We start from the raw sequence: 26,064 nt of genomic DNA, 5'->3' as shown, positions 1-26,064 counted from the left end.
AGAGCACAAGGACTCTCCATGACTCTCAATAAAACCGATCGCATTGTCATCACGCTGGGCAAACAGATTGTCAGCGGCAAGTACGTACCGGGTGCGGCGCTCCCTGCGGAAGCGGAGCTGTGTGAGGAGTTTGAAACCTCACGCAACATCATTCGCGAAGTGTTTCGCTCGTTGATGGCGAAGCGGCTGATAGAAATGAAACGTTATCGCGGTGCCTTTGTAACACCGCGGAATCAGTGGAATTACCTTGATACCGACGTACTGCAATGGGTACTGGAAAACGACTACGACCCGCGGTTAATCAGCGCGATGAGCGAAGTCCGAAACCTGGTGGAACCCGCGATTGCTCGCTGGGCAGCGGAACGTGCGACCTCGAGTGATTTGGCTGAAATTGAATCGGCGCTCAATGACATGATCGCCAACAACCAGGACCGGGAGGCCTTTAATGAAGCGGATATCCGCTATCACGAGGCGGTATTGCAGTCGGTACATAACCCGGTTTTACAACAGCTGAGCGTGGCGATCACCTCGCTTCAGCGAGCTGTATTTGAACGGACCTGGATGGGCGATGAAGCCAACATGCCAAAAACGCTCCAGGAACATAAGGCGCTATTCGATGCGATACGGCATCAGGATAGCAATGCGGCAGAGCAGGCGGCCCTGACCATGATCGCCAGCTCAACACGAAGGTTGAAGGAAATCACATGACATCTCGCTACATCGCTATTGACTGGGGATCGACCAATTTGCGCGCCTGGCTTTACCAGGGCGACAAATGCCTGGAAAGCAGGCATTCAGAAGCGGGCGTTACGCGTCTGAACGGCAGGTCCCCCGAAGCGGTGTTAGCAGATGTCACACAGCACTGGCGCGACAGCGCCACACCGGTGGTGATGGCAGGGATGGTGGGTAGCAACGTCGGCTGGAAGATTGCCCCGTATCTGCCGGTTCCTGCTCATTTCTCTGCCATTGGTGAGCAGTTAACCGCCGTTAGCGACAATGTCTGGATCATTCCCGGCTTGTGTGTCTCACGCGATGATAACCACAATGTGATGCGCGGCGAAGAGACACAGCTTCTGGGCGCGCGCACGCTTTCTCCTTCTTCTGTCTATGTGATGCCCGGAACGCACTGTAAATGGGTGCAGGCTGATGCGCAGCAAATCCATGATTTTCGCACCGTGATGACGGGCGAACTGCACCATTTGCTGCTGAATCATTCTCTGGTCGGCGCGGGTTTGCCAGAACAGCAAACCTCCTCCGGGGCCTTTGCTTCAGGGCTTGAGCGCGGTCTTGCCTCGCCTGCCGTTCTGCCACAACTTTTTGAAGTTCGCGCTTCGCACGTGCTGGGAACTCTCCCGCGTGAGCAGGTCAGCGAATTTCTCTCCGGCCTGTTGATTGGTGCAGAAGTCGCCAGCATGAGTGAACAATTCGCCGGGTCGCAGTCCATTACTCTCGTCGCAGGTGCAGCGCTGACGTCACGCTACCAGCAGGCGTTCCACGCCATTGGGCGTAACGTCTGTGCTGTGTCCGGCGATACGGCATTTCAGGCAGGTATAAGGAGCATCGCTCATGCAGTGGCAAACTAATCTCCCTCTCATCGCGATTTTGCGCGGTATAACCCCCGAGGAGGCGCTCGCACACGTTGGCGCGGTGATCGACGCCGGATTTGACGCGGTGGAAATTCCGCTCAACTCGCCGCAGTGGGAAAAAAGCATTCCGGCGGTCGTCGACGCGTATGGCGATAAAGCGCTGATTGGCGCAGGTACGGTCTTAAAGCCAGAGCAGGTTGATAGGCTCGCCAAAATGGGCTGCAAACTGATCGTTACGCCGAACATTCAGCCGGAAGTCATTCGTCGTGCCGTGAGTAACGGCATGACCGTCTGTCCCGGCTGCGCGACGGCCTCGGAGGCCTTTACCGCGCTGGACGCCGGTGCGCAGGCGCTGAAAATTTTCCCGTCATCGGCCTTCGGCCCAGACTACATCAAAGCGCTGAAAGCGGTATTGCCCGCCAGCGTTCCGGTCTTCGCCGTGGGCGGCGTGACGCCAGAAAACCTGGCGCAGTGGATAAACGCCGGGTGTGTGGGCGCGGGACTGGGCAGCGATCTGTATCGCGCCGGGCAGTCAGTAGCGCGCACCGCACAGCAGGCGGCGGCATTTGTTAAGGCATATCGAGAGGCAGTGAAATGAAAATAACCAAACTCACCACGTACCGTTTACCTCCGCGTTGGATGTTCCTGAAAATTGAAACCGACGAAGGCGTCGTTGGCTGGGGCGAGCCGGTGATTGAAGGCCGCGCGCGTACCGTTGAAGCGGCGGTACATGAACTGGGTGATTACCTGATTGGTCAGGACCCGGCGCGTATTAACGATTTGTGGCAGGTGATGTACCGCGCAGGCTTCTATCGCGGTGGCCCGATTATGATGAGCGCCATCGCCGGTATCGACCAGGCGCTGTGGGACATCAAAGGCAAAGTGCTGAACGCCCCTGTCTGGCAGTTGATGGGTGGCCTGGTGCGCGACAAAATCAAAGCCTACAGCTGGGTTGGCGGCGATCGTCCTGCGGAAGTGATCGACGGCATTAAGCAACTGCGCAATATCGGCTTTGACACCTTTAAGCTCAACGGCTGCGAAGAGATGGGGGTGATTGATAACTCGCGGGCGGTCGATCGTGCGGTGAATACCGTGGCGCAAATCCGTGAGGCTTTTGGCAGCGAGATTGAGTTTGGTCTGGATTTCCACGGCCGCGTCAGCGCGCCAATGGCGAAAGTGCTGATTAAAGAGCTGGAGCCCCATCGCCCGCTGTTTATTGAAGAGCCGGTACTGGCGGAACAGGCGGAGTACTACCCGAAACTGGCCGAGCAGACCCATATTCCGATCGCCGCGGGTGAACGCATGTTTTCGCGCTTCGAGTTTAAACGGGTGCTGGAAGCGGGTGGGTTGGCGATTTTGCAGCCGGACCTGTCACATGCTGGCGGTATCACGGAATGCTACAAAATTGCCGCGATGGCGGAAGCCTATGACGTGGCGCTGGCTCCGCACTGCCCGCTGGGTCCTATCGCGCTGGCAGCCTGTCTGCACGTCGACTTTGTTTCGCGCAACGCGGTGTTCCAGGAACAAAGCATGGGCATTCACTATAACAAGGGCGCGGAGCTGCTCGACTTTGTCAAAAACAAAGACGATTTCAACATGGAAGGCGGGTTCTTTAAACCGTTGATGAAGCCGGGACTTGGCGTGGATATTGATGAGGCCAAAGTCATTGAGCTGAGTAAAAATGCGCCGGACTGGCGTAATCCGCTGTGGCGTCATGAAGACGGCAGTGTAGCGGAGTGGTAAATGCGCGTCATACTTCGCGCTGGTGGTGCGTTGGCTGCGTTTTCTTATCCCGGTCACATACTTTTGTATGCTCCCGGGGATGCGAAAACTTGCCGCCTTCCCCCAGCACGAATTATTTAGCGCATTAGCGTAATTTTTTTATTTTAAAAATAAAACAAACACCCTCTGTAAATGACAGGGCATGGTGAGCGGCTTCGCTATGCCCAAAATCTGGAGACAGATTGCGATGGATATTCCAGTTACTGCTGCAAAAACAGGGCGTCGCCGTTACCTGACGCTGGTTATGATCTTTATTACCGTGGTCATCTGTTATGTCGACCGCGCCAACCTTGCGGTGGCGTCGGCGCATATTCAGGAAGAGTTTGGCATTACGAAAGCAGAAATGGGCTACGTGTTCTCAGCCTTTGCCTGGTTGTATACGCTATGCCAGATCCCGGGGGGCTGGTTCCTTGACCGCGTCGGCTCCCGTCTGACCTATTTTATCGCGATCTTCGGCTGGTCGGTGGCAACCCTCTTCCAGGGGTTCGCTACCGGGTTGATGTCGTTGATTGGTCTGCGTGCGATTACCGGGATATTCGAGGCCCCGGCATTCCCAACGAACAACCGCATGGTGACGAGCTGGTTCCCGGAACAGGAACGCGCTTCCGCCGTGGGTTTTTATACTTCAGGACAGTTTGTCGGCCTGGCGTTCCTGACACCGCTGCTGATCTGGATTCAGGAGATGCTGAGCTGGCACTGGGTGTTCATTGTCACCGGAGGGATCGGCATTATCTGGTCACTTGTCTGGTTTAAGGTGTATCAGCCGCCTCGTCTGACCAAAAGTATCACCAAAGCGGAACTGGACTATATTCGTGACGGCGGCGGCCTGGTGGATGGCGATGCGCCCGTTAAGAAAGAGGCGCGTCAGCCGCTGACCAAAGCAGACTGGAAGCTGGTGTTTCACCGTAAGCTGGTGGGCGTTTATCTGGGCCAGTTTGCCGTCACCTCTACGTTATGGTTCTTCCTGACGTGGTTCCCAAACTACCTGACGCAGGAAAAAGGCATTACCGCGCTGAAGGCGGGCTTTATGACCACCGTTCCGTTCCTGGCGGCATTCTTTGGCGTGCTGCTTTCCGGATGGCTGGCGGATAAATTGGTGAAAAAAGGCCTCTCCCTTGGCGTGGCGCGTAAAACGCCGATTATCTGCGGTCTGTTAATCTCTACCTGTATTATGGGCGCAAATTACACCAACGATCCGGTGTGGATTATGACCCTGATGGCGATAGCGTTCTTCGGCAACGGGTTTGCCTCCATCACCTGGTCGCTGGTCTCTTCGCTGGCGCCAATGCGCCTCATTGGCCTGACCGGAGGCGTGTTCAACTTTGTTGGCGGACTGGGGGGGATTACCGTTCCGCTGGTGATTGGCTACCTCGCGCAAGACTACGGATTTGGCCCTGCGCTGGTCTATATCTCTGTCGTTGCTCTGATTGGCGCACTCTCTTACATCTTGTTGGTGGGGGATGTAAAACGCGTGGGTTAATATTCCTTTGCCAGCCCACCAGACGTTGCGGTGGGCTGGTCATCCTGACTGAGCGGGATATGCGCGATACCGCTTCGCATAATCGCGTTTCGCAATATGGGCGCAGTTAAACAGCGACTCTTCAGGATCTTGCCATATAGCTTGCAGCGCAGTTTGCGGGTGGCTTTCCGGTAAGCGCGGTTCATCTCCGGCGCATCTTTTATCAGTACGGACTTGAGGATCTCCGCGCTATCCAGGGCGTAGCTTATCCCTTCCAGTGAACTGGCGCTGATAAATCCGGCCGCCTCGCCAATCAGAAACGCGTTTTCTTCGCCGCAGACGAAATCCGCCCAGCGCGACGGAAAGAGCACGGTACATTTCTCGCTTTTTACCGGTGTGCCGAAGCGGAATTGAAACGCAGTCATTCTCTCTTTCAGCGCTTCGAAGCGCGCCTGGCCATCCTTCATGGGATACGCGCCGCCAAAAATGAAATAACCGTCTTTACTGATACTCCAGGAGTAACAGTCCGTCGCGGCGTTATCGAAAATGCAGGCGTAAAACGGGACCGGATGACGTTCCGCGAACCACTGCTGGATGGCGACATATTTACGAATCTGATGGTCCGGATAAAGATAGCGACGTACCAGAGAATTTGCCCCGTCGGCACCCACCAGATAACGGGCGGTAATCTGCTGCTCCCAACCGTCGGCACGAAAAATCACGTGCCACTTCCCCTCTTCTCGCCAGATTTTTCGACACAGGCTGTCGTGGTACACCTGTACCTCATCCGGGATCAGTGATTTCATCCATAAATCAAAGGCATGACGGTTGATATTGATGTAGCTGCGCTGGTAATTGCGCGTCAACGATGCGTCGGCATCCACCGTTTTAACGCTGAAAATCTGCGGGTTGGCAATGACGTCCACCGGTAGCGTGATCCCATCGCGAATAAACGAACGCTGCGCGTCCGGTGCCAGTAAACCGCCGCAGGGCTTGGTGAACCCCTCATTGCCGCACTGCCGTTTTTTATCCAGCGCAAGCACGCGCATCCTGCCGCTCAATTTACGCGCCAGCGCTGCGCCGGCCGGGCCGAGACCGATAATCGCTACGTCGAAATGTTCCATCTCTTTGTCCGCAAAAATGAAGATGGCACTACGCTAAAGCCTGAAAGTGAAGTCCTTGTGAAGTATGATTGATGAAATTGTTCTCGACCCGAGCATCTCATGAAGCAAATCACCTTTACGCCGCGTAATCATCAGCTTACCAATACCCGGACCTGGACGCCGGACAGCCACTGGCTGGTTTTTGACGTCCGTCCGTCAGGGGCTTCTTTCACCGGCGAAACCATTGAACGGGTGAATGTTCATACCGGTGAGCTGGAGGTGATTTATCGCGCGACGCTGGGGGCGCACGTCGGCGTGGTCACCGTGCATCCGCAGACCGAGAAATATGTATTTATTCATGGGCCTGAAAACCCGGACACGACGTGGCAATACGACTTTCATCATCGTCGCGGCGTGATTGCCGAACAGGGAGAAGTGACAAATCTGGACGCGATGGATATCACTTCGCCCTACACGCCGGGTGCACTGCGCGGCGGCAGTCATGTTCACGTTTTCAGCCCGAATGGCGAGTTCGTCAGCTTTACCTACAACGACCATGTGATGCATGAACGCGATCTGGCGCTGGATTTACGTAACGTTGGCGTCGCAGTGCCTTATGGACCGGTAACGGTATCGGCGCAGCACCCAAGAGAGTACAGCGGCAGTCACTGGTGCGTGCTGGTCAGCCAGACGACGCCCGAACCCACGCCGGGCAGCGATGAGATCTCTCGCGCCTATGAAGAGGGCTGGGTGGGGAATCATGCGCTGGCGTTTATCGGCGACACGCTGTCTGAAAACGGCGAGAAAGTGCCTGAACTGTTTCTGGTAGAACTCCCGCAGGATGAGGCGGGCTGGAAAACGCCCGGAGAGGCTCCCCTGGAAGGCACCGACGCAACCCTGCCCTCTCCGCCACGCGGTGTTGTCCAGCGTCGACTGACGTTTACCCATGCACGCCGCTTCCCCGGGCTGACGACTGTCCCGCGCCACTGGGTGCGCTGTAATCCGCAGGCGACGGAGATTGCGTTTCTGATGCGCGATGACGTGGGTATTGTGCAACTGTGGTTGATTTCAACTCAGGGCGGTGAACCCCGCCAGTTGACCCATCACGCTACGGGTATTCAGTCCGCGTTCAACTGGCATCCGACAGGGAAATGGCTGGGATTTGTGCTGGATAATCGCATTGCCTGCTGCGATGCGCACACTGGAGACATTACGTTTTTAACGCAGAACCACGGTACCCCGCCCTCAGCGGATGCCGTGGTTTTCTCGCCTGATGGTCGATTTGTCGCGTGGATGGAAGAGGTAGACGGTTTCCGTCAGTTGTGGATGACAGAAACCGGGCGGTAATCAGGGGGCGGGCATTTTCGCAGGAGGGATTACGGAGTTGGTTATCTGTGTTCTCTCCTCGCTTCTTTCGACACGCGATCTGACCGAATTATCTTTGCGGAACAGATCCCACGGCAACAGGAGTGTGTCCATTACTGCAGTAAAGGGCATGTCCAGTATGGCCAGCGATTTAGTACCCCAATTGGTATCGTCATCCCCTATCATAGCGGCGCTGGCGCGGGTGCCAGGATAAGTTCCCTCTTTACCACCGGTATGTGACATTACGCTGGAGCAACCACTCAGTAAAACCATCCCACTGCACATCATCAGCGTTAACAACACATTTCTTATCATGATTTATTCATCTGTTGATCATCGGTGTTTGCCTGATGAGTTATAGCGATCCCTTGCCAGAAATAACATCCTCATCACGTCGCACTGTGGCGGCTATCGCACTTTAACCTTTAGTGCTCTCCCACCCAGTCTATGCAATAGACAGCAAACTGCAAAAAAAGTCCGCCAGGGATGCTTGAAAAGTTCGCAATCAGACCCATTTTGATGGTGTAGACAAATGAAGAACACGCCTGATGGGTGTTCTGACTACCCGGCCTGTCCATGATGGAAGGTCAATGACATTCTCGCTGATTTCAGGAGCTATTGATTATGCGTAACTTTGATTTATCCCCGCTGTACCGTTCTGCTATTGGTTTCGACCGCCTGTTTAACCTGCTGGAAAACAACCAGAGCCAGAGTAATGGCGGCTACCCTCCGTATAACGTTGAGCTGGTAGACGAAAATCATTACCGCATTGCCATTGCCGTTGCCGGTTTCGCAGAAAGTGAGCTGGAAATTACCGCACAGGACAACCTGCTGGTGGTGAAAGGCGCGCATGCGGACGAGCAAAAAGAACGGACTTACCTTTACCAGGGCATCGCGGAACGCAACTTTGAGCGTAAGTTCCAGTTAGCTGAGAACATCCATGTTCGCGGCGCGAATCTGGTCAATGGTCTGCTGTACATCGATCTCGAGCGCGTAATTCCGGAAGCGAACAAACCGCGCCGTATCGAAATCAATTAATTCTGTCGGGCCGCGCTGCGCGGCCTGTTATCCCAGGCTTGCCGACAGGGAGCCGATGCGAATCTACGGATTTGCAGATACCACTCGCTTCTTAGAAGGAGATTATGATTATGCGTAACTACGATTTATCCCCACTGCTGCGTCAATGGATCGGTTTTGACAAACTGGCCAACGCGTTACAAAACACCGGTGAAAGCCAGAGCTTCCCACCCTATAACATTGAAAAAAGTGACGATAATCACTATCGCATTACGCTTGCGCTGGCTGGTTTCCGTCAGGAAGACCTGGATATTCAGTTGGAAGGCACCCGCCTGACCGTTAAGGGCGCGCCGCAGCAGCCTGAAAAAGAGACCAAATGGTTGCATCAGGGACTGGTCACCCAGTCGTTCAGCCTGAGCTTTACCCTGGCTGAAAACATGGAGGTTTCCGGCGCGACATTTACCAACGGGTTGTTGCATATCGATTTAACCCGTAATGTCCCGGAAACCGTTGCACCGCAACGTATCGCTATCAGCGAACGCCCCGCATTAAATAGCTAATTTAACTCCTTGCCTTTGCCCCGCCAGAAATGACGGGGCTTTTTTGTGCGCGAAGACAACACCGGATTCGGGTAGTGATGCCATTGCCTGAAGAAAGCATTCAGCAACTTCAGGTTTTGATGAGGAAAAAGGGGGGGAACGCCCATCAGAAGGGCGCTTTAGCGTCGTTTCAGCATCAGAATGTGCGCCAGCCTGCATATATGCCTGAACGGTTCAGTCATAATCCACTTAAATAGAAATGTTATTCACAGGGAACAAAAAAATGAGTGATATAGCATTGACGGTCAGCGTTCTGGCGTTGGTGGCGGTTGTCGGATTATGGATCGGCAATATCAAGGTGCGGGGTGTCGGCTTTGGCATCGGCGGCGTGTTATTCGGCGGTATCATCGTCGGCCACTTCGTTGATCAGGCTGGGGTGACGCTGAGCGGTGATATGCTGCACTTCATCCAGGAATTTGGCCTGATTCTTTTTGTTTACACCATTGGGATTCAGGTTGGACCTGGGTTCTTTGCCTCGTTGCGGGTTTCTGGCCTGCGTCTCAACCTGTTTGCGATTCTGATCGTCATCATGGGTGGGCTGGTCACCGCAATCCTGCATAAAGTTTTCGCCATTCCGCTGCCGGTGGTGCTGGGGATTTTCTCCGGTGCGGTCACCAATACCCCGGCACTGGGTGCCGGACAACAAATCCTGCGCGATCTGGGCACACCAATGGAACTGGTTGACCAGATGGGGATGAGCTACGCGATGGCGTATCCATTTGGGATTTGCGGTATTTTGCTGACCATGTGGCTGATGCGAATGATATTTCGTGTGAATGTGGAAGCAGAAGCGCGGGAGCATGAATCGACGCTCACTAACGGGCATTCGTTGATTCAGACTATCAATATCCGCGTTGAGAACCCCAACCTGAACAATATGGCGATTCAGGATGTGCCTATCCTCAACAGCGATAAAATTATCTGTTCACGACTGAAGCGTGAAGAGACGCTGATGGTGCCGTCGCCGGGAACCGTGATCCAGATGGGCGACCTTTTGCACCTGGTGGGGCAACCGGGCGATCTGCACAACGCGCAACTGGTGATTGGTCAGGAGGTGGATACGTCACTGTCGACTCGGGGAACTGATTTGCGCGTCGAACGCGTCGTGGTCACCAACGAAAAAGTGCTCGGCAAACGTATCCGCGATTTGCACTTTAAAGAGCGTTACGACGTGGTGATTTCTCGACTGAACCGTGCGGGCGTTGAACTGGTCGCCAGTAGCGATGCCAGTCTGCAGTTTGGTGACATCCTCAATCTGGTGGGACGACCGACCTCGATTGATGCGGTTGCCAATGTTGTGGGTAACGCCCAGCAAAAACTGCAGCAGGTGCAGATGCTGCCGGTGTTCATCGGTATCGGTCTGGGGGTGCTGCTTGGATCCATTCCGCTCTTTGTTCCCGGCTTCCCGGTGGCGTTAAAGCTGGGCCTGGCGGGCGGGCCGCTGATTATGGCATTGATTCTGGGGCGTATTGGTAGCATTGGTAAGCTGTACTGGTTTATGCCGCCGAGCGCGAACCTGGCGTTACGTGAACTGGGAATTGTGCTGTTCCTTGCCGTGGTGGGACTGAAATCGGGTGGTGACTTTATCGATACGCTGACCCGGGGGGATGGTCTGAGCTGGGTGGGCTACGGTATTTTTATTACTGCTATACCGCTTATCACCGTCGGTTTACTGGCTCGTATTTTCGCCAAAATGAACTACCTGACGCTGTGCGGGATGTTGGCCGGTTCGATGACCGATCCGCCGGCGCTGGCATTTGCTAATAACCTGCATGCCACCAGCGGCGCGGCGGCGCTGTCGTATGCGACGGTGTATCCGTTGGTGATGTTCCTGCGCATTATCACCCCGCAGTTGCTGGCGGTGATTTTCTGGGGAATGGGCTAATCTCAGGCTGAGTCCGGGTGGACGCGCCGTAAATGGTAGTCCACCTGATACTCGCTGGCGTTTCTGAACATCACCGAATAATTCAAAAACTCTCCGCTATCGCTGTATGACAGTGACGTAATCCGTAACAGCGGTGTCTGCTCCGGCACATTCATTTGGGTTGAAAGCTGTTTATCCGCAAGTACAGGTGACAGACTTTCATAATTACCGCTGATCGTGATCCCACACTCTTTCTCAATGTAATCGAATTTTGATCCCTCAAGATGGGCAAGTGAAAGATTGCGAAAGAGTTTTACCGGCATATAACTGTCTTCCAGCATTAAGGGCTTACCCTCAACATAGCGTACGCGGCGTGAAAAATAGATGCGTTCGTTTATCTGAATGCGTAGCTGGCTGGCAATCGCCGGTGGCGCAGGCATGACTTCGAAAACCAGCACCTGACTGGTCACCTCTTTCCCCTGTCGCTTCAGTACTTCCGCCAGCCCGGTCAGGTTGGAGGTTTCATGATGGACATCTTTGCGCGCCACGTAGGTTCCGCTACCGTGACGGCGCACGACTAAACCCCACTCCACCAGCACGTCAATCGCTTTACGGATCGTCATTCGCGAGACCGCAAACTCGACGGCGAGCTTTTTTTCACCCGGCAACGGACTTCCGATGTTGTAATCAGAAGAATTTAAGCGAATTCGTAGTCGTTCTGCTATCGATTTATAGATCACCACCAGACCTCTTTTTCCCTTTAAACATCGTAGTCAAAACGCTCAGATGTCTAATTTTTATTTAAAAAGTAGACCTCATTGATGAAATTAAAACCATGAAAGCGATCACGAATCGTCGCGGCATGTCATGTCCTGAGGATCGCAACTTTCTATTCTCGTGTCAGGCCAGCAATCACTACAAAAAAGGCCTCTCCCTACTGGTTGTTATATGAGGATGTGAAAATGCTCAGTCAAATACAACGCTTTGGTGGCGCGATGTTCACCCCGGTACTGCTCTTTCCTTTTGCCGGTATTGTGGTGGGTATTGCAATCATGCTCCGTAACCCACTTTTTGTGGGGGAAGCGCTCACCGATCCCAACAGTCTTTTTGCACAAATCGTCACCATTATTGAAGAAGGCGGATGGGCGGTGTTCCGCAATATGCCGTTGATTTTCGCCGTCGGTTTGCCTATTGGTCTGGCAAAACAGGCCCAGGGACGTGCCTGCCTCGCAGTACTGGTCAGCTTCCTGACATGGAATTACTTTATCAATGCGATGGGGATGACCTGGGGCCATTTTTTTGGTGTCGATTTTAGTGTAGACCCGACAGCGGGTAGCGGTTTGACCATGATGGCCGGGATTAAAACGCTTGATACCAGCATTATTGGCGCTATTGCCATTTCAGGTATTGTCACCGCGCTCCATAACCGTTTTTTTGATAAACCACTGCCTGTATTTCTGGGGATTTTCCAGGGAACCTCATTTGTCGTCATCATTGCTTTTCTGGTGATGATTCCCTGCGCCTGGCTAACTCTACTGGGGTGGCCAAAAGTACAAATGGGCATCGAATCACTGCAGGCGTTTTTACGTTCTGCCGGAGCCCTTGGTGTATGGGTCTATATTTTCCTCGAACGCATCCTTATCCCAACTGGTTTACACCACTTTGTCTATGGTCCGTTCATTTTTGGTCCGGCAGTGGTGGAAAGCGGCATTCAGGTCTACTGGGCTCAGCATTTGCAGGAATTCAGTCAGAGTACTGAACCGCTGAAAACCCTGTTCCCGGAAGGTGGCTTTGCGCTACACGGTAATTCTAAAGTCTTTGGTTCAGTAGGGATTGCGCTGGCGCTCTACTTTACCGCCACCCCAGAAAACCGTGTAAAAGTGGCCGGTTTACTTATCCCTGCGACGCTAACAGCCATGCTGGTGGGGATTACCGAACCACTGGAATTTACCTTCCTGTTTATCTCGCCGTTACTTTTTGCCGTGCACGCGGTGCTGGCAGCCTCGATGGCGACAGTCATGTACATGTGCGGCGTGGTGGGCAACTTTGGTGGTGGTCTGTTGGATCAGTTCCTGCCACAGAACTGGATACCGATGTTCCATAACCATGCGTCAATGATGTTTATCCAGATTGCCGTTGGCATCTGTTTTACGGCCCTCTACTTCGTCATCTTTCGTGCGCTGATCCTGCGTTTCAATCTGAAAACGCCGGGTCGTGAAGAGAGCGAGATCAAACTCTACAGCAAAGCGGATTACCAGGCCGCGCGCGGTAAAACCAGCGCCGCGGCCGCTTCGGATAACCCATTGGGTCAGGCTGCCGGTTTGCTACAGGCGCTCGGTGGCGCAGCCAACATTGAAAGTATTAACAACTGTGCCACCCGGTTACGTATCGCACTGATTGACATGGCAAAAACTCAAAGTGATGACGTCTTCAAAGCGCTCGGCGCACACGGTGTTGTGCGTCGCGGTAACGGTATTCAGGTGATTGTCGGCCTGCATGTTCCTCAGGTTCGTGACCAGCTCGAAACGCTAATGAAATCTTCTTTATCAAACGAACATATCCCCATGACGGAGGCAGTATCATGAAAAAATTCTCGGTGGTAATCGCGGGCGGCGGGAGTACTTTTACGCCAGGTATCGTACTGATGTTGCTGGCAAATCAGGACAGGTTTCCCCTGCGTTCGCTGAAATTCTATGACAATGACGGGGTGCGTCAGGAGGTCATTGCCGAGGCGTGCAAAATCATTCTCAAAGAGCAGGCACCGGAGATCGCGTTTAGTTACACCACCGATCCCGAAGCCGCCTTTACCGATGTGGATTTCGTGATGGCGCACATTCGCGTAGGGAAATACCCGATGCGCGAAAAAGACGAAAAAATCCCGTTGCGTCATGGCGTATTGGGTCAGGAAACGTGTGGGCCCGGAGGGATCGCCTATGGCATGCGTTCAATCGGCGGCGTGCTGGAACTGGTGGACTATATGGAAAAATACTCGCCCAATGCCTGGATGCTGAACTACTCCAACCCGGCAGCGATTGTGGCGGAAGCGACCCGTCGCTTACGACCGAATGCCAAAATTCTCAATATCTGCGATATGCCGATCGGGATTGAAGGGCGCATGGCGCAGATTGTTGGGCTTAAAGATCGTAAACAGATGCGTGTTCGTTACTATGGTCTGAACCATTTTGGCTGGTGGACGTCGATTGAAGATCTGAACGGAAACGATCTGATGCCAAAATTACGTGAATATGTGGCGAAAAATGGCTATGTGCCGCCTTCTGACGATGTACATACCGAAGCAAGCTGGAATGACACGTTTGCCAAAGCCAAAGATGTGCAGGCGCTCGATCCGCAAACGATGCCGAACACGTACCTGAAATATTATCTCTTCCCGGACTATGTGGTGGCGCATTCCAACCCGGAACGCACCCGCGCCAACGAAGTGATGGATCACCGTGAGAAGCATGTCTTCAGCGCCTGTCGGGCGATTATCAATGCCGGTGACTCTTCAGCGGGTGAGTTGGAGATTGATGAACATGCTTCCTACATTGTCGATCTGGCGGCAGCTATCGCTTTTAATACTCAGGAGCGGATGCTACTGATTGTGCCGAACAATGGGGCAATTCATAACTTTGATGAGACGGCAATGGTAGAAATTCCATGCCTGGTGGGACATAACGGCCCGGAACCGTTAACCGTAGGCGATATTCCGCACTTCCAGAAAGGGCTTATGAGTCAGCAGGTGGCGGTTGAAAAACTGGTGGTGGATGCCTGGGAACAACGTTCTTACCAGAAGCTCTGGCAGGCGATCACCTTATCTAAAACGGTACCCAGCGCGTCTGTGGCGAAAGTCATTCTCGATGATTTAATTGAGGCAAATAAAGGCTACTGGCCGGAATTACATTAAACCTCCTGACCGGCATCGGACGATGCCGGTCTCCTCGTTCTTGTCGATTTAGGCTATTCTGGAACCTGCCTGCAGCCCGACAAGGAATATTCATGAAACTTTCTCGCCTCGGAGAATCACCGGATTACCGTTTCTCGCTGGCAAACGAGCGTACCTATCTGGCGTGGATTCGTACTGCGCTGGGTTTTCTGGCCGCAGGCGTCGGGCTTGACCAACTGGCGCCGGGCTTCGCCACGCCGGTGATCCGCGAACTGTTGGCGCTGCTGCTTTGTCTGTTCGCTGGCGGCCTGGCGATTTACGGTTATCTGCGCTGGTTACGCAATGAAAAGGCGATGCGGCTGAAGGAAGATTTACCTTATACCCGCAGTCTGCTGGTTATCAGTCTAATTTTGACAATGGTGGCGATCGTCGTGATGGCGCTGGTGCTGTATGCCGGATAGCCGTAAGGCCCGTCGCATGACCGATCCGGGGCTGCAACCGGAACGCACATCGCTGGCATGGTTTCGCACACTGCTGGGCTATGGCGCGCTGATGGCGCTGGCGGTGAAACATCACTGGCATCAGGCGGGATTCCTGTTCTGGGTCTCTATTGTGGTGCTGGCCATCGTGGGCCTCATTCTCTGGCGCTATACCCGCAAGCGTAATCTGATGGATGTCTCGCTTCTTGATTTTTCCCAATCTCGCGCGGTTCGTGACAAATTTATGATCTCCCTCGCGGTGTTATCTCTCGCAATACTGTTTGCTGTAACGCACGTTCGCCAACTTATCCTCTTGATCGGAAATTTTGCATGACAGGATGTCAGGTCATGGCCAAACCGGCCAGTTCACGTTGTAACCTGGATTGTCGTCACTGCTTCTACAATGATACCGCTTACCTGTCTGTGACGGTGAATCGTCAGAACAGCCGATGGCCTGAACTGTTGTATCAGCAACTTCGCCAGAGCGGTGCTTCTCTGCTGCAGTTTATTCCACTCATGGAGCGAGATGAACACGGCATACTGACGGTAGAATCGGTGGAGCCACAGGTGTGGGGAACATTTCTCACTGCTGTATTTGATATCTGGGTGCGTGAAGATATTGGACGTGTACATGTTCGGCTTTTTGATGTCGTGCTGAATGAGTGGTGTGGGTATTCACGCCATGAGGAAAAAATGGCAGTCAGCCCTGATTGTCAGCGCTGTACTGTATTGCGCTTTTGTCATGGTGACTGTCCAAAACATCGGGATGAGAGTGGGAAAAGCGTGCTGTGCGCAGGATACCGTGCATTTATCGATTATACCGCGCCGCACATGCGCGTGATGCGCGATCTGATCAGGCAGCATCGCTCACCGACGGAGCTGATGGCGATGCTGCGCACAGGACGTTAGTGCCCTTTCGCCAGGTATTGCGCCATTTCTGCTTCTGGCACCATGCCGCCGCCCGTTGCCCAGACCAGGTGCGTGGCATTATTGAGTTGCTCAGCGCTGATGCCCTGCATCTGCTGATAGTCAGCGGATGCGCAGACGCGCTGAGGCCCGGCCATTCCCGCCAGGGCTGACGGTTCCAGACGAATGTTCTCCTCCTGCGCCAGCCAGCCCAGCATGTCGTACATAGACCGATCGCTTAAGGTATACAACCCGTCGAGCAGACGTTCCATCGCTCTGCCGACAAAACCTGATGCACGTCCGACCGCCAGACCATCTGCTGCCGTCAGGTTATCAATACCGATGTCCTGTACGGCGATCTCATCGTGCAGCCCGGTGTACACGCCCAGCAGCATGCACGGAGAATGGGTCGGTTCAGCGAAGAAGCAGTGCACGTTATCGCCAAATGCCAGTTTCAGACCAAACGCTACCCCGCCGGGGCCACCGCCCACTCCGCACGGCAGATAAACAAACAGCGGGTGATCGGCATCCACCACGCGGCCTTGCTGTTCGAATTGCGCTTTCAGACGCTGCCCGGCAACCGCATAACCTAAAAACAGCGTGCGGGAGTTTTCATCGTCGATAAAGAAGCAGTTCGGATCGGACTGCGCAGCCTTGCGGCCTTGCTCAACCGCCACGCCATAATCTTCTTCGTACTCAACAACCGTAACGCCGTGGCTGCGCAGTTTGGCTTTTTTCCACGCACGGGCATCAGCAGACATATGCACCGTGACGTTAAAGCCAATGCGGGCGCTCATAATACCGATAGACAGCCCAAGGTTGCCGGTTGAACCCACAGCGATACTGTACTGGCTAAAGAAGGCCTTGAATTTCGGAGAAAGCAGAACGCTGTAGTCCTCTTCGGGGGTCAGCATACCGGCTTCCCGCGCCAGTTTTTCGGCGTGCGTCAGGACTTCATAAATGCCGCCGCGCGCTTTAATCGAGCCGGAAATCGGCAAATGGCTGTCTTTTTTCAGCAGGATTTCCCCGCTGATTTTCTGTCCGTACTGTTTTTCCAGACGTTGTTGCATGGCCGGAATGGCGACGACCTCAGATTCAATGATCCCCCCGGTTGCTGCGGTTTCCGGGAAGGCTTTGGCCAGATACGGTGCGAAGCGCGCCAGACGGGCGTGGGCACCCTTAACGTCTTGTTCCGTCAGCCCCACATAAGGTAAACCTTCCGCCAGAGAGGTGGTTCCCGGGTTGAACCAGGTCGTTTCTCGCAGAGCCACCAGATCCTCCACCAAAGGATACTGGGCGATAAGTTTTTGTATGTTTTCCATAGGACGTCTCTTTGCGCTTAGATGATAAAGGAAAGCAGGAATGTGCAAGCCAGTGCAATAACCGAGGCGATAAATGTCGCGGTCGTATAGTATTTGAACGTCTCATTCAGGGTAGCGCCGCAGTACTGCTTAACCAGCCAGAAGAGGGAGTCGGTAACGATCGTGCAGCCAATGGCACCAGAACCGATGGCAATGGCGATGATCTCCGGACTGACGTTGGGATACATTGGCAGCATCGGCGCGACAATCGCCGTGGCGCCCATCATCGCCACCGTGGCAGAGCCGACCGCCGCGTGCAGAATCAGCGCGACCAGCCAGGCCAGCAGGATAGGGTGCATATCCATGTTGGAGAGGATCACTGCCAGCGTGTCTGCCAGACCGCTGCTCTTGAGGATGGCGTTGAACGCGCCGCCCGCCCCGATAATCAACAGAATATTGGCGATGGAACCAAAACCGTTTTCGGTATGGGTGAGCAGTGCGCTCATGCCAATATGCTGGCGCAGACCGAGAATGTAATACGCCACAAAGACGGCGATAAACATGGCAGTGATCGGGTTGCCGATAAATTCCAGCAGGGTGTACAGCGTGCTGCCTTTGGTCATGTTCAGTTCAGCCACGGTTTTCACCAGCATCAAACCAATCGGCAGCAGGACGGTAAACAGCGTTGCACCCAGCGACGGCAGTGTGCTCTCCTCGCGTACTTTGAGGTCTGCAAACTCAGCGGGAACCGGTTTGAACGGCAGGCGATTACCGAGAAATTTCAGGAACAGCGGGCCGCCTATCAGTGAGGCCATCAGGCCAACCAGCAGGCCGTAGACGATCACCGAACCAATATCCGCACCCAGTTTATTGGCAACAAACAGCGCGGCCGGGTGCGGCGGCACGACGCAGTGAACGGCCATTAGCGCGGTACACAGTGGGATAGCCAGTTTCAGCAGGGAGGTGTTGGTTTTTTTCGCGATGGAGAACGCCAGGGGAATTAACAGCACCACGCCAACTTCAACGAACAGCGTAATCCCGCAAATCAACCCCACCAGCACCATAATGACGTCAGCGGAGAGCCAGCGGCAGCGCTGTAGCGTTAAGCCGATGCGTTCCGCCGCGCCGGAAACCTCCATCATTTTACCGAGAATGGTACCCAGACCGATGACCGCGGCGAGGAAGCCGAGCGTACCGCCGATCCCGCTTTCGATGGCATTGACCATGTCCAGCGGCCCCATGCCCATCATGGTCCCGACAAAGAAACTGGCGAGCAGCAGCGCCAGGAACGGGTGGAATTTGAATTTCACGATGGTCAGTACAATTAACACAATGCTAATTAGCAGCGTGCTCACAACCCAGATTTGAGAGTGCATATCTCACCTTGCCCTGTGATTTACCTGCCCCTATTGGACAAAAATTCGGCGTGGGCTGACAAACGATATAAATCCTCGTTCACATGAATCAGATTGAATCAAAGAGGTGATTTGCATCGAACAATCGCGCAATTTTGCGATATGGTTCACTCTCATTCATCTTTGTGCTGATTTTTTCTGCGGTTTTTTTTACACTTCGCCGGACTGAAGCTGAAGTCACCGAGGTACTCATGGAACCCCTTCGCGAAGTCAGAAACCACCTCCTGAACGGCTGGCAATTATCCAAACTGTACACATTTGAAGTGGCGGCCCGGCATCAGTCGTTTGCGATGGCCGCAGACGAGTTATCGCTGAGCCCCAGTGCCATCAGCCACCGCATTAACCAACTGGAAGAGGAGTTGGGGATCCAGCTTTTCGTGCGCTCGCACCGCAAAGTGGAACTCACCCATGAAGGTAAACGGGTGTTCTGGGCGCTGAAATCGTCGCTGGATACGCTGAACCAGGAGATCCTCGATATCAAAAATCAGGAGCTTTCCGGGACGCTGACCGTCTATTCTCGCCCGTCTATCGCGCAGTGCTGGCTGGTGCCTGCGCTGGGTGACTTTACCCGCCGCTATCCGTCGATTTCGCTCACCATATTAACGGGTAACGACAATGTGAACCTGCAGCGCGCCGGGGTCGATCTGGCGCTCTACTTTGACGATGCGCCTTCCGCCCAACTGGAGCATCACTTCTTAATGGACGAGGCGATTCTTCCCGTCTGTAGTCCGGATTATGCTCAACGCTTTGATTTAATGGGTTCTCTGGTGAATCTGCCACATTGTACGCTGTTGCACGATCGTCAGGCCTGGAGCAATGATTCAGGGACCGACGAGTGGCATAGCTGGGCGCAACATTTTGCAGTGAATCTGCCGACATCGTCGGGAATTGGCTTTGATCGTTCAGATTTAGCGGTGATTGCTGCCATGAACCATATCGGCGTGGCGATGGGACGCAGACGGCTGGTACAAAAGCGACTGGAGAGCGGTGAGCTGGTCGCGCCTTTTGGTGAGATGGCGCTGACCTGTCACCAGCATTACTACATGACGACGTTACCCGGCAGGCAATGGCCGAAAATTGAGGCCTTTATCAACTGGCTGCATGAGCAGGCGAAGTCGTTTTCGAGAAGCGAAACTGCTACACGGTAAATAAAAAAGCGTGCTAAATACGTGATATTGCGCCTGCAAAATTGCTGAGGGTCATCGTGATTAAACCACTTGTCTCGCTCTTTGTGTTTGTCAGTTTCGCCCTTGGGGCAGCACAATCGCCGCTGACGGCGGCACATTATGCGCAGCAACTTGGTGTGGGAATGGACGTCGACTGGGCGCGCACTGAACAAGGTATCCGGGAGTTCGACCCGCTGGTGGTGCGGGACTTCAAGGCGAAAGGGATCGCTCATGTGCGTATTCGGGTAAGCGGAGAACCCACGGAGGCGCGGCTTATTCATCTGCGCAAGCTGGTGGAGGCCTGCGAGCAGTATGGCGTGATCCCGATTATCGCTTTTCAGGCGGACGAGTACAAAAATGACCCCAGTGCGAGCAATGAAAAAGAGGTGATCAACTGGTGGGTCGCGGTGGCGCACTATTTTGCCCACAGCGCGCCGCTGCTGGGGTTTGATCTGATTTACGAACCGGCCGGTAAGCTGAATCATAATCTGACGTCCCTGAACCGGGTGTATGACAAAACCATTCGTACTATCCACGCCATCGACCCGCAACGGATGATTTTTGTCGCGCCTCGTCTGCGTGCTGCACCGGAAGATCTGCCCAGTCTCAGGCTGCCACCGCAGAGTCAGAGCTATGTCCTGGCGCAATGGCATATCTTCCCGTGGGGGCCGGTGAAAAATAACGGCAAATACCCCTGGACGTCGGGTACGGCTGCAGAGAAAGCGGCGATTCGCGCGCGCATCAACACTGCTGTGCACTGGCAGCAAAAAAGCGGGCATGTCAGTTGGGTTGGCGGATGGGCCACGGGAGAAACCAGCAAGAATCCTCCGTCCTCTTCACAGCTCGCTTTTGCCACGTTCATGGCATGTGAGCTGAAGAAGGCGAAAATTCCCTACGCGATCAACGCCGATACGCAGTTTTACGATGGGGAGGAAGGCGCGTGGCGGCCCGCGCTCGAGCCGCTGTTAATGGCGATGATTGCGCCGGACTGCGAAACGCCCGGCCATACGGTCATTAAATCGCCTGCCCCTGGTGTGAAAAGCGCGCCGCCAGCGGCAACCAGCACAGTAAAATCAGCAGTCCCATAAGCGTCATCAGCAGGCCGAGACTGCCCTGCCCGGTCTGCGGCAGCATAGCGGAAAGCCATGCCAGTACGCCGGAACCAATATTTTGCAGACCGCCCACCAGCGCGCCCGCTGTACCGGCGAGGAACGGAAAGGGTTCCATCGCGCCGCTGGTCGCCAGCGGGAACAGCATCCCGGCGCCGAAGAAGAACAGCGCGGCGGGGATCAGCAGCGTCCAGACGTTCATCACGCCGAACCAGCCGGGGATCCACATCATCAGCCCTGCCAGCAGACAGCTCACCACTGACTGCCACATCAGCGTAGAGAAGCGTTTATTCGGGCGACCGGCAAACCATGCACCGAAAAACGCCGCCGGGATCGGCAGGATAAACAGGATACTCACCACCATGCTGCTCAGTCCTAACACCGCGCCCATCAGCACACCGGAACAGGCTTCGAATACAGCGATACCGGCCAGTCCGCCAATCAGCATCAGCAGATAACAGTTAAAGGCGCTGTGACCAAACAAGGTTTTATAGCTGGTCATCAGCCGCGTGCGCGGTGCGCCAGTGGGACGTGTTTCCGGCATCCAGCGCGCCATGCTGAAGGTGACCCCCGCACAGAGCACGAGCAGGAAAACGTAACAGGCGCGCCAGTTCCACATCGTATCCAGCAGCCCGCCAATCAGCGGTGCCAGCAGCGGACTGACCAGGATACCCATATTCAGCATGCTGTTGGCGTGGCGCAGCTGTGTGCCTTCGTACAGATCGCGCGGCAAGGTTCGCGCCATCACCCCGCCGACACCGGTCCCCATCCCCTGCAATGCGCTGGCGGCGATCAGCACCGTCAGGCTGTGAGTCGTAATGGCGACCAGCGTGGCGAGCATAAAAATCGACATCCCGACGAGGATCACCGGACGGCGTCCGACGCGGTCGGAAAGCGGGCCATAAAACAGTTGCGATACGCCATAGGTCAGCAGATAGGCTGCCATCACGCTTTGCACGGCCCCTTCGCGAACGTTTAGCTCGCGTGCCATGTCGGCAATGGCAGGGATATAAATGGTTTGCGCCATCTGACCCACAGCCACAAGTAATACCAACATCAACAACAAATTGACGTTTCTCTGCCTTTTCATTTCGCTGAATACTTTTTAAAAAGAGAAAAAATAAGAATAAGGTGCTGCGCATTCCCATAAATGCGAGTGAAATCTACCACACTAAAAAAAGAAGGCCAGATGGCAGGCGGGAATGGAAAAGGGCTGAACGGCAGGATATGTAAACAAAAAGCGGCAACAAATGTTGCCGAGAGTGTGTTCTAGGACAAACGCAGCAGTATCGCGCCTGCCGCAATCCCGCCAGCAGCCACGAGGCGCAATCCTGCGACCCGTTCTTTCAGCAGCAGCCAGGCGATAAGCGCGCCGAACAGGATTGAGGTTTCACGCAGTGCAGCGACCACCGCCAGCGGCGCGAGGGTCATCGCCCAGAGCGCCAGTCCGTAAGAGCCCATTGTGGCAATGCCGCCAAAAATTCCCTTTTTCCAGTGCTGCGTCAGATAGCGCAATGCTTCCCGGCGACGGGCCACCATCGCCCATCCCAGCAGGCAGGAGCCGTTCAAAAAGAAGGTCCAGAGCGTGTATCCCAGCGCGGTTTCCGACAGTCTGACGCCGGTGCCGTCGACCAGCGTATACCCGGCGATAAAACAGGCGTTAATCAGGGCGAGCACAATACCCTGCTGCGAACGGGCCTGACCGTTAAAAGCCATACCGAGGATGGCGGCGCAGATCACTGCAATTCCCGTCCAGGCCAGCGTGGACAGGCTATCGCCAAGAAACAGTACGCTGATGATAGCCACCAGCAGCGGCGCCGTCCCGCGCATCAGCGGATAGGTCTGACTCATATCGGAGACGGTATAGGTTCTGGCGACCAGCACGGTGTAGACCACCTGTAATGCGGTCGAGGCGGCTAAAAACGGGATGCTGGCGGTCGAGGGTTGTGGTGCAAAGGGCAGGCACAGGAGCGCCATGATGGCGGCGGAACCGCTGACGCTAATGGCAGCGTAGAGCTTGTCGTTTCCGGCTTTCACAATGGCGTTCCAGCTGGCGTGCAGCAGCGCGGCGAACAGCAAGATGCAGAAAACGGAAAGGGTCATAGCGTAAACGTCACCAGGAAATGTCATAAAAATGTAACATATCATCACCGCGCAAGCATCAGTCGATGTAAAAGGGGAGCGGTTGCCCGCTCCCCTTTGGTGCGACTTGACTCTGAATTACTTCAGGTATTTCAGAACAGCATCAAGCAGTTGCATGGCTGCAACGATGAGTTTCAGGATAAGAATAACGATATCCACGAGGCTCATACGCGTCTCCTTTTGGCAAAGGAGCACGGTGCTGACGTACCTTTCCGCCGCCTGTTACCAGCACCTTCGTTGACATAACACAGTGTGCTCACCGGGGGGGTTAAGGCGCTGACGGCACCACCCGTTTCAGCCAGGACTTTGTTGCGCCGGTTTACGATGCGGCCCCACCTAACACATTGCGTACTGAGACATTATAGATAAACACTGTATAAATGAACAGGTATTTATGGACAATGCCGAACTTCTGATCCATACTCAAAAGCGTCAAAATCCGTGCCGAAATTGCGTGTTCTTCGCAGAACGCGTATACTTTTGCTGTTGACATAACACAGTGTGCTTTGCGACTACCAACCGCATAACGCTGAAAAAACCTCGCTCCGGCGGGGTTTTTTGTTTTGGTCGCTTTTTCCTGGTGAAACGTGATCGTCGACGCATTTTTACGCAGATGAAAATTTTTCCGTTGTCAGCTTATGAAAGCTGTGCTTGTATAAATCCTGTTAATCATTAAACAGACAAGGTCCCTAATGAACTCTTCCATGCTGACGTCGACCCTACTAAAAACTGCGCCATCTTGCGCAGCGGTCGTCGTGCGTGTGGTGGTGGTCGTCGGCAATGCGCCGTAGGGTCCGGAACAACACACGATTCCAAAACCCCGCCGGCGCAAACCGGGCGGGGTTTTTCGTTTAAGAGACCTGCCCGGAGCGTCGGCCCAGAACAAAAGGACTGGAGTATGGCAAGTTCGGGCACAACATCAACATCCCAGCGTACGCGTTTTACCGGCGCTGAATTTATCGTTCATTTTCTGGAACGTCAGGGCATTAAGATTGTCACTGGCATTCCGGGTGGATCGATTCTTCCCGTCTATGATGCCTTAAGTCAGAGCACGCAAATTCGCCATATTCTGGCGCGCCACGAGCAGGGTGCGGGGTTCATTGCGCAGGGTATGGCGCGAACCGACGGTAAACCGGCGGTGTGCATGGCCTGTAGCGGGCCGGGCGCAACCAATCTGGTGACCGCCATCGCCGATGCGCGGCTGGATTCTATCCCCATGGTGTGTATCACCGGGCAGGTTCCGGCCTCAATGATCGGCACCGACGCCTTCCAGGAAGTGGACACCTACGGCATCTCTATCCCCATCACTAAACATAACTATCTGGTCAGACATATCGATGAACTCCCGCAGGTGATGAGCGACGCATTTCGTCTCGCGCAATCCGGACGTCCTGGCCCGGTGTGGATAGACATACCTAAGGATATCCAGATGGCGGTTCTCGAGATTGATGAGATGCCAGAACCGGCACAGAAAATGGCGACGCCGGAATTCAGCGCAGAGAGCATTCGTGAAGCGGCCGAGATGATTAACGCCGCACAGCGTCCGGTGCTGTACCTCGGCGGCGGGGTGATTAATGCGCCGCAGCGGGTGCGTGAGCTGGCGGAAAAGGCGCAGTTGCCTACCACCATGACGCTGATGGCGCTGGGAATGCTGCCGAAGGCGCATCCGCTGTCGTTAGGCATGTTGGGGATGCACGGTGCGCGCAGCACTAACTTCATCCTGCAAGAGGCGGATCTGCTGGTGGTGCTGGGCGCGCGTTTTGATGACCGGGCGATTGGCAAAACCGAGCAGTTCTGCCCGAATGCCAAAATTATCCATGTCGATATTGACCGTGCGGAGCTGGGCAAAATTAAGCAGTCGCACATCGCTATTCAGGCTGATGTGGATGAGGTACTGGCCCAGTTGATTCCACAAATCGACGCAAACCCGCGCGCTGAGTGGCACCAGTTGGTCAGCGATCTGCAACGTGAATTCCCGTGCGCTATCCCGCAGGAGAGCGACCCGCTGTGCCACTACGGCCTGATCAACGCGGTAGCGGCCTGCGTGGATGATAATGCGATTATCACTACCGACGTGGGCCAGCATCAGATGTGGGCAGCGCAGGCCTATCCGCTGAACCGTCCTCGCCAGTGGCTGACTTCTGGCGGTCTGGGCACCATGGGATTTGGTCTGCCGGCAGCGATTGGCGCAGCGCTGGCGAACCCGGATAAGAAAGTGCTGTGTTTCTCCGGCGACGGCAGTCTGATGATGAACATTCAGGAGATGGCGACCGCCAGCGAAAATCAGCTGGATGTGAAAATCATTCTGATGAACAACGAAGCGCTGGGGCTGGTGCATCAGCAGCAGAGCCTGTTCTATAAGCAGGGCGTTTTTGCCGCGACGTATCCGGGGACAATCAACTTTATGCAGATTGCTGCCGGATTCGGTTTGCAAACCTGCGATCTGAATAACGAAGCTGACCCGCAGGCGGCATTGCAGGCGATCATCAGCCGACCGGGGCCGGCGCTGATCCATGTCCGCATTGATGCGGAAGAAAAAGTGTATCCAATGGTACCGCCAGGCGCGGCAAATACTGAGATGGTGGGGGAATAAACCATGCAGAAACAATCACATGAGAACGTCATTCTGGAACTCACCGTCCGCAACCACCCTGGCGTGATGACCCACGTTTGCGGGCTATTCGCCCGCCGTGCATTTAACGTCGAGGGGATCCTCTGTCTGCCGATTCAGAGCAGCGACCAGAGCCGTATCTGGCTACTGGTCAACGACGATCAGCGTCTGGAGCAGATGATTAGCCAAATCGATAAGCTGGAAGATGTGGTGAGAGTGGTGCGTAATCAGTCAGACCCCACAATGTTCAACAAAATTGCCGTGTTCTTTGAGTAAC

27 protein-coding genes and 1 other annotated feature are annotated in these 26,064 nt (G+C 54.6%); of the genes, 19 read left to right on the top strand and 8 right to left on the bottom strand.

Features of this window, described 5'->3' with window-relative positions; genetic code table 11:
• Positions 1–18 precede the first annotated feature (18 nt).
• The 5 genes from dgoR (at position 19) to OGY35_RS08725 (ending at position 4,848) form a co-directional block, all read left to right on the top strand.
• A complete protein-coding gene (dgoR, locus tag OGY35_RS08745; RefSeq protein ID WP_042323516.1) occupies positions 19–708 on the top strand; it encodes a D-galactonate utilization transcriptional regulator DgoR in 690 nt (229 codons plus the stop codon).
• Positions 705–1,583: a 2-dehydro-3-deoxygalactonokinase gene (locus tag OGY35_RS08740; RefSeq protein ID WP_178827881.1), complete on the top strand. Its 879-nt coding sequence runs from the start codon at positions 705–707 to the stop codon at positions 1,581–1,583. The genes dgoR and OGY35_RS08740 overlap by 4 nt, the downstream gene beginning before the upstream one ends.
• Entirely contained in the window at positions 1,567–2,184 is a 618-nt protein-coding gene (locus tag OGY35_RS08735; protein WP_286632035.1) for a 2-dehydro-3-deoxy-6-phosphogalactonate aldolase, read from the top strand. The genes OGY35_RS08740 and OGY35_RS08735 overlap by 17 nt, the downstream gene beginning before the upstream one ends.
• On the top strand, positions 2,181–3,329 hold the full coding sequence (dgoD, locus tag OGY35_RS08730; RefSeq protein WP_286632033.1) for a galactonate dehydratase: 1,149 nt from the start codon (positions 2,181–2,183) through the stop codon (positions 3,327–3,329). Before OGY35_RS08735 ends, dgoD begins: the two co-directional genes overlap by 4 nt.
• 181 nt (positions 3,330–3,510) lie before the next feature.
• Entirely contained in the window at positions 3,511–4,848 is a 1,338-nt protein-coding gene (locus OGY35_RS08725) for an MFS transporter (RefSeq protein WP_152400798.1), read from the top strand.
• Here the strand turns inward: OGY35_RS08725 and cbrA are convergent.
• Positions 4,845–5,951, bottom strand: a complete 1,107-nt coding sequence (gene cbrA, locus OGY35_RS08720) for a colicin M resistance lipid reductase CbrA (RefSeq protein WP_152400796.1) — start codon at positions 5,949–5,951, stop codon at positions 4,845–4,847. The genes OGY35_RS08725 and cbrA overlap by 4 nt on opposite strands.
• A 99-nt stretch (positions 5,952–6,050) precedes the next feature.
• On the opposite strand from cbrA, the gene OGY35_RS08715 reads away from it, so the two are divergent.
• Positions 6,051–7,277 (top strand): YidR family protein, encoded by a 1,227-nt coding sequence (locus tag OGY35_RS08715; protein ID WP_286632032.1) that lies wholly within the window; start codon positions 6,051–6,053, stop codon positions 7,275–7,277.
• On the opposite strand, the gene OGY35_RS08710 is transcribed toward OGY35_RS08715, so the two are convergent.
• The gene (locus OGY35_RS08710) at positions 7,278–7,610 is read right to left on the bottom strand and encodes a YceK/YidQ family lipoprotein (RefSeq protein WP_152400793.1); all 333 of its coding nucleotides are present in this window, start codon (positions 7,608–7,610) and stop codon (positions 7,278–7,280) included.
• A gap of 241 nt (positions 7,611–7,851) precedes the next feature.
• Positions 7,852–7,926, top strand: a sequence feature (ROSE (Repression Of Heat Shock gene Expression) occurs in the 5'-region of heat shock genes and acts as an RNA thermometer to modulate expression.).
• On the opposite strand from OGY35_RS08710, the gene ibpA reads away from it, so the two are divergent.
• The 3 genes from ibpA to OGY35_RS08695 all read left to right on the top strand — a co-directional run bounded on the left by ibpA (position 7,920) and on the right by OGY35_RS08695 (position 10,796).
• Positions 7,920–8,333 carry a small heat shock chaperone IbpA gene (gene ibpA, locus OGY35_RS08705; RefSeq protein WP_006687722.1) on the top strand — a complete coding sequence of 138 codons (414 nt, stop codon included), beginning with the start codon at positions 7,920–7,922 and terminating at the stop codon, positions 8,331–8,333. Its footprint overlaps the feature before it by 7 nt.
• Before the next feature lie 110 nt (positions 8,334–8,443).
• A complete protein-coding gene (ibpB, locus tag OGY35_RS08700; RefSeq protein ID WP_061075832.1) occupies positions 8,444–8,872 on the top strand; it encodes a small heat shock chaperone IbpB in 429 nt (142 codons plus the stop codon).
• 262 nt (positions 8,873–9,134) lie between these two features.
• Complete coding sequence (locus tag OGY35_RS08695) at positions 9,135–10,796, top strand: putative transporter (RefSeq protein ID WP_152400788.1); 1,662 nt, start codon at positions 9,135–9,137, stop codon at positions 10,794–10,796.
• 2 nt (positions 10,797–10,798) lie between these two features.
• On the opposite strand, the gene OGY35_RS08690 is transcribed toward OGY35_RS08695, so the two are convergent.
• Positions 10,799–11,515, bottom strand: coding sequence for a GntR family transcriptional regulator (locus OGY35_RS08690; protein ID WP_152406223.1), 717 nt, complete (start codon positions 11,513–11,515; stop codon positions 10,799–10,801).
• Between the two features lie 222 nt (positions 11,516–11,737).
• Between OGY35_RS08690 and OGY35_RS08685 the strand changes: the two genes are divergently transcribed.
• The 5 genes from OGY35_RS08685 to OGY35_RS08665 all read left to right on the top strand — a co-directional run bounded on the left by OGY35_RS08685 (position 11,738) and on the right by OGY35_RS08665 (position 16,046).
• Entirely contained in the window at positions 11,738–13,360 is a 1,623-nt protein-coding gene (locus OGY35_RS08685) for an alpha-glucoside-specific PTS transporter subunit IIBC (RefSeq protein WP_152400786.1), read from the top strand.
• Positions 13,357–14,679 (top strand): 6-phospho-alpha-glucosidase, encoded by a 1,323-nt coding sequence (locus tag OGY35_RS08680; protein WP_178826130.1) that lies wholly within the window; start codon positions 13,357–13,359, stop codon positions 14,677–14,679. Before OGY35_RS08685 ends, OGY35_RS08680 begins: the two co-directional genes overlap by 4 nt.
• Before the next feature lie 92 nt (positions 14,680–14,771).
• Positions 14,772–15,119 (top strand): YidH family protein, encoded by a 348-nt coding sequence (locus OGY35_RS08675; protein WP_286632031.1) that lies wholly within the window; start codon positions 14,772–14,774, stop codon positions 15,117–15,119.
• Positions 15,109–15,471: a DUF202 domain-containing protein gene (locus OGY35_RS08670; protein WP_286632030.1), complete on the top strand. Its 363-nt coding sequence runs from the start codon at positions 15,109–15,111 to the stop codon at positions 15,469–15,471. Before OGY35_RS08675 ends, OGY35_RS08670 begins: the two co-directional genes overlap by 11 nt.
• Before the next feature lie 14 nt (positions 15,472–15,485).
• Positions 15,486–16,046, top strand: coding sequence for a radical SAM protein (locus tag OGY35_RS08665; protein ID WP_286632021.1), 561 nt, complete (start codon positions 15,486–15,488; stop codon positions 16,044–16,046).
• Here the strand turns inward: OGY35_RS08665 and dsdA are convergent.
• Complete coding sequence (dsdA, locus tag OGY35_RS08660) at positions 16,043–17,365, bottom strand: D-serine ammonia-lyase (RefSeq protein WP_286632019.1); 1,323 nt, start codon at positions 17,363–17,365, stop codon at positions 16,043–16,045. The genes OGY35_RS08665 and dsdA overlap by 4 nt on opposite strands.
• A 17-nt stretch (positions 17,366–17,382) precedes the next feature.
• Entirely contained in the window at positions 17,383–18,720 is a 1,338-nt protein-coding gene (dsdX, locus tag OGY35_RS08655; protein WP_152400774.1) for a D-serine transporter DsdX, read from the bottom strand.
• A gap of 230 nt (positions 18,721–18,950) precedes the next feature.
• Here dsdX and dsdC point away from each other — a divergent pair, with 230 nt between their 5' ends.
• Positions 18,951–19,907: a DNA-binding transcriptional regulator DsdC gene (dsdC, locus tag OGY35_RS08650; protein ID WP_152400772.1), complete on the top strand. Its 957-nt coding sequence runs from the start codon at positions 18,951–18,953 to the stop codon at positions 19,905–19,907.
• A 56-nt stretch (positions 19,908–19,963) separates the two neighbouring features.
• The gene (locus OGY35_RS08645) at positions 19,964–21,013 is read left to right on the top strand and encodes a cellulase family glycosylhydrolase (RefSeq protein ID WP_286632018.1); all 1,050 of its coding nucleotides are present in this window, start codon (positions 19,964–19,966) and stop codon (positions 21,011–21,013) included.
• Here the strand turns inward: OGY35_RS08645 and emrD are convergent.
• The 3 genes from emrD to tisB all read right to left on the bottom strand — a co-directional run bounded on the left by emrD (position 20,940) and on the right by tisB (position 23,344).
• Positions 20,940–22,124 (bottom strand): multidrug efflux MFS transporter EmrD, encoded by a 1,185-nt coding sequence (gene emrD / locus OGY35_RS08640; RefSeq protein WP_042323482.1) that lies wholly within the window; start codon positions 22,122–22,124, stop codon positions 20,940–20,942. The two genes, OGY35_RS08645 and emrD, sit on opposite strands and share 74 nt — an antisense overlap.
• Before the next feature lie 179 nt (positions 22,125–22,303).
• A complete protein-coding gene (locus OGY35_RS08635) occupies positions 22,304–23,137 on the bottom strand; it encodes an EamA family transporter (protein ID WP_286632017.1) in 834 nt (277 codons plus the stop codon).
• A gap of 117 nt (positions 23,138–23,254) precedes the next feature.
• Positions 23,255–23,344 (bottom strand): type I toxin-antitoxin system toxin TisB, encoded by a 90-nt coding sequence (tisB, locus tag OGY35_RS08630; protein ID WP_152400764.1) that lies wholly within the window; start codon positions 23,342–23,344, stop codon positions 23,255–23,257.
• Positions 23,345–23,868: 524 nt separating this feature from the next.
• Here tisB and ivbL point away from each other — a divergent pair.
• The 3 genes from ivbL to ilvN all read left to right on the top strand — a co-directional run bounded on the left by ivbL (position 23,869) and on the right by ilvN (position 26,063).
• Positions 23,869–23,967 (top strand): ilvB operon leader peptide IvbL, encoded by a 99-nt coding sequence (ivbL, locus tag OGY35_RS08625; RefSeq protein ID WP_125369117.1) that lies wholly within the window; start codon positions 23,869–23,871, stop codon positions 23,965–23,967.
• Between the two features lie 107 nt (positions 23,968–24,074).
• On the top strand, positions 24,075–25,769 hold the full coding sequence (gene ilvB, locus OGY35_RS08620; RefSeq protein ID WP_286632015.1) for an acetolactate synthase large subunit: 1,695 nt from the start codon (positions 24,075–24,077) through the stop codon (positions 25,767–25,769).
• A 3-nt stretch (positions 25,770–25,772) separates the two neighbouring features.
• Positions 25,773–26,063 (top strand): acetolactate synthase small subunit, encoded by a 291-nt coding sequence (gene ilvN, locus OGY35_RS08615; protein ID WP_152400761.1) that lies wholly within the window; start codon positions 25,773–25,775, stop codon positions 26,061–26,063.
• Position 26,064: the final 1 nt, after the last annotated feature.

The sequence above is a fragment of the Citrobacter sp. Ct235 genome (assembly GCF_030332305.1).
Classification (GTDB): domain Bacteria; phylum Pseudomonadota; class Gammaproteobacteria; order Enterobacterales; family Enterobacteriaceae; genus Citrobacter_A; species Citrobacter_A telavivensis.
This window is presented reverse-complemented; position numbering and strand designations above follow the sequence as displayed.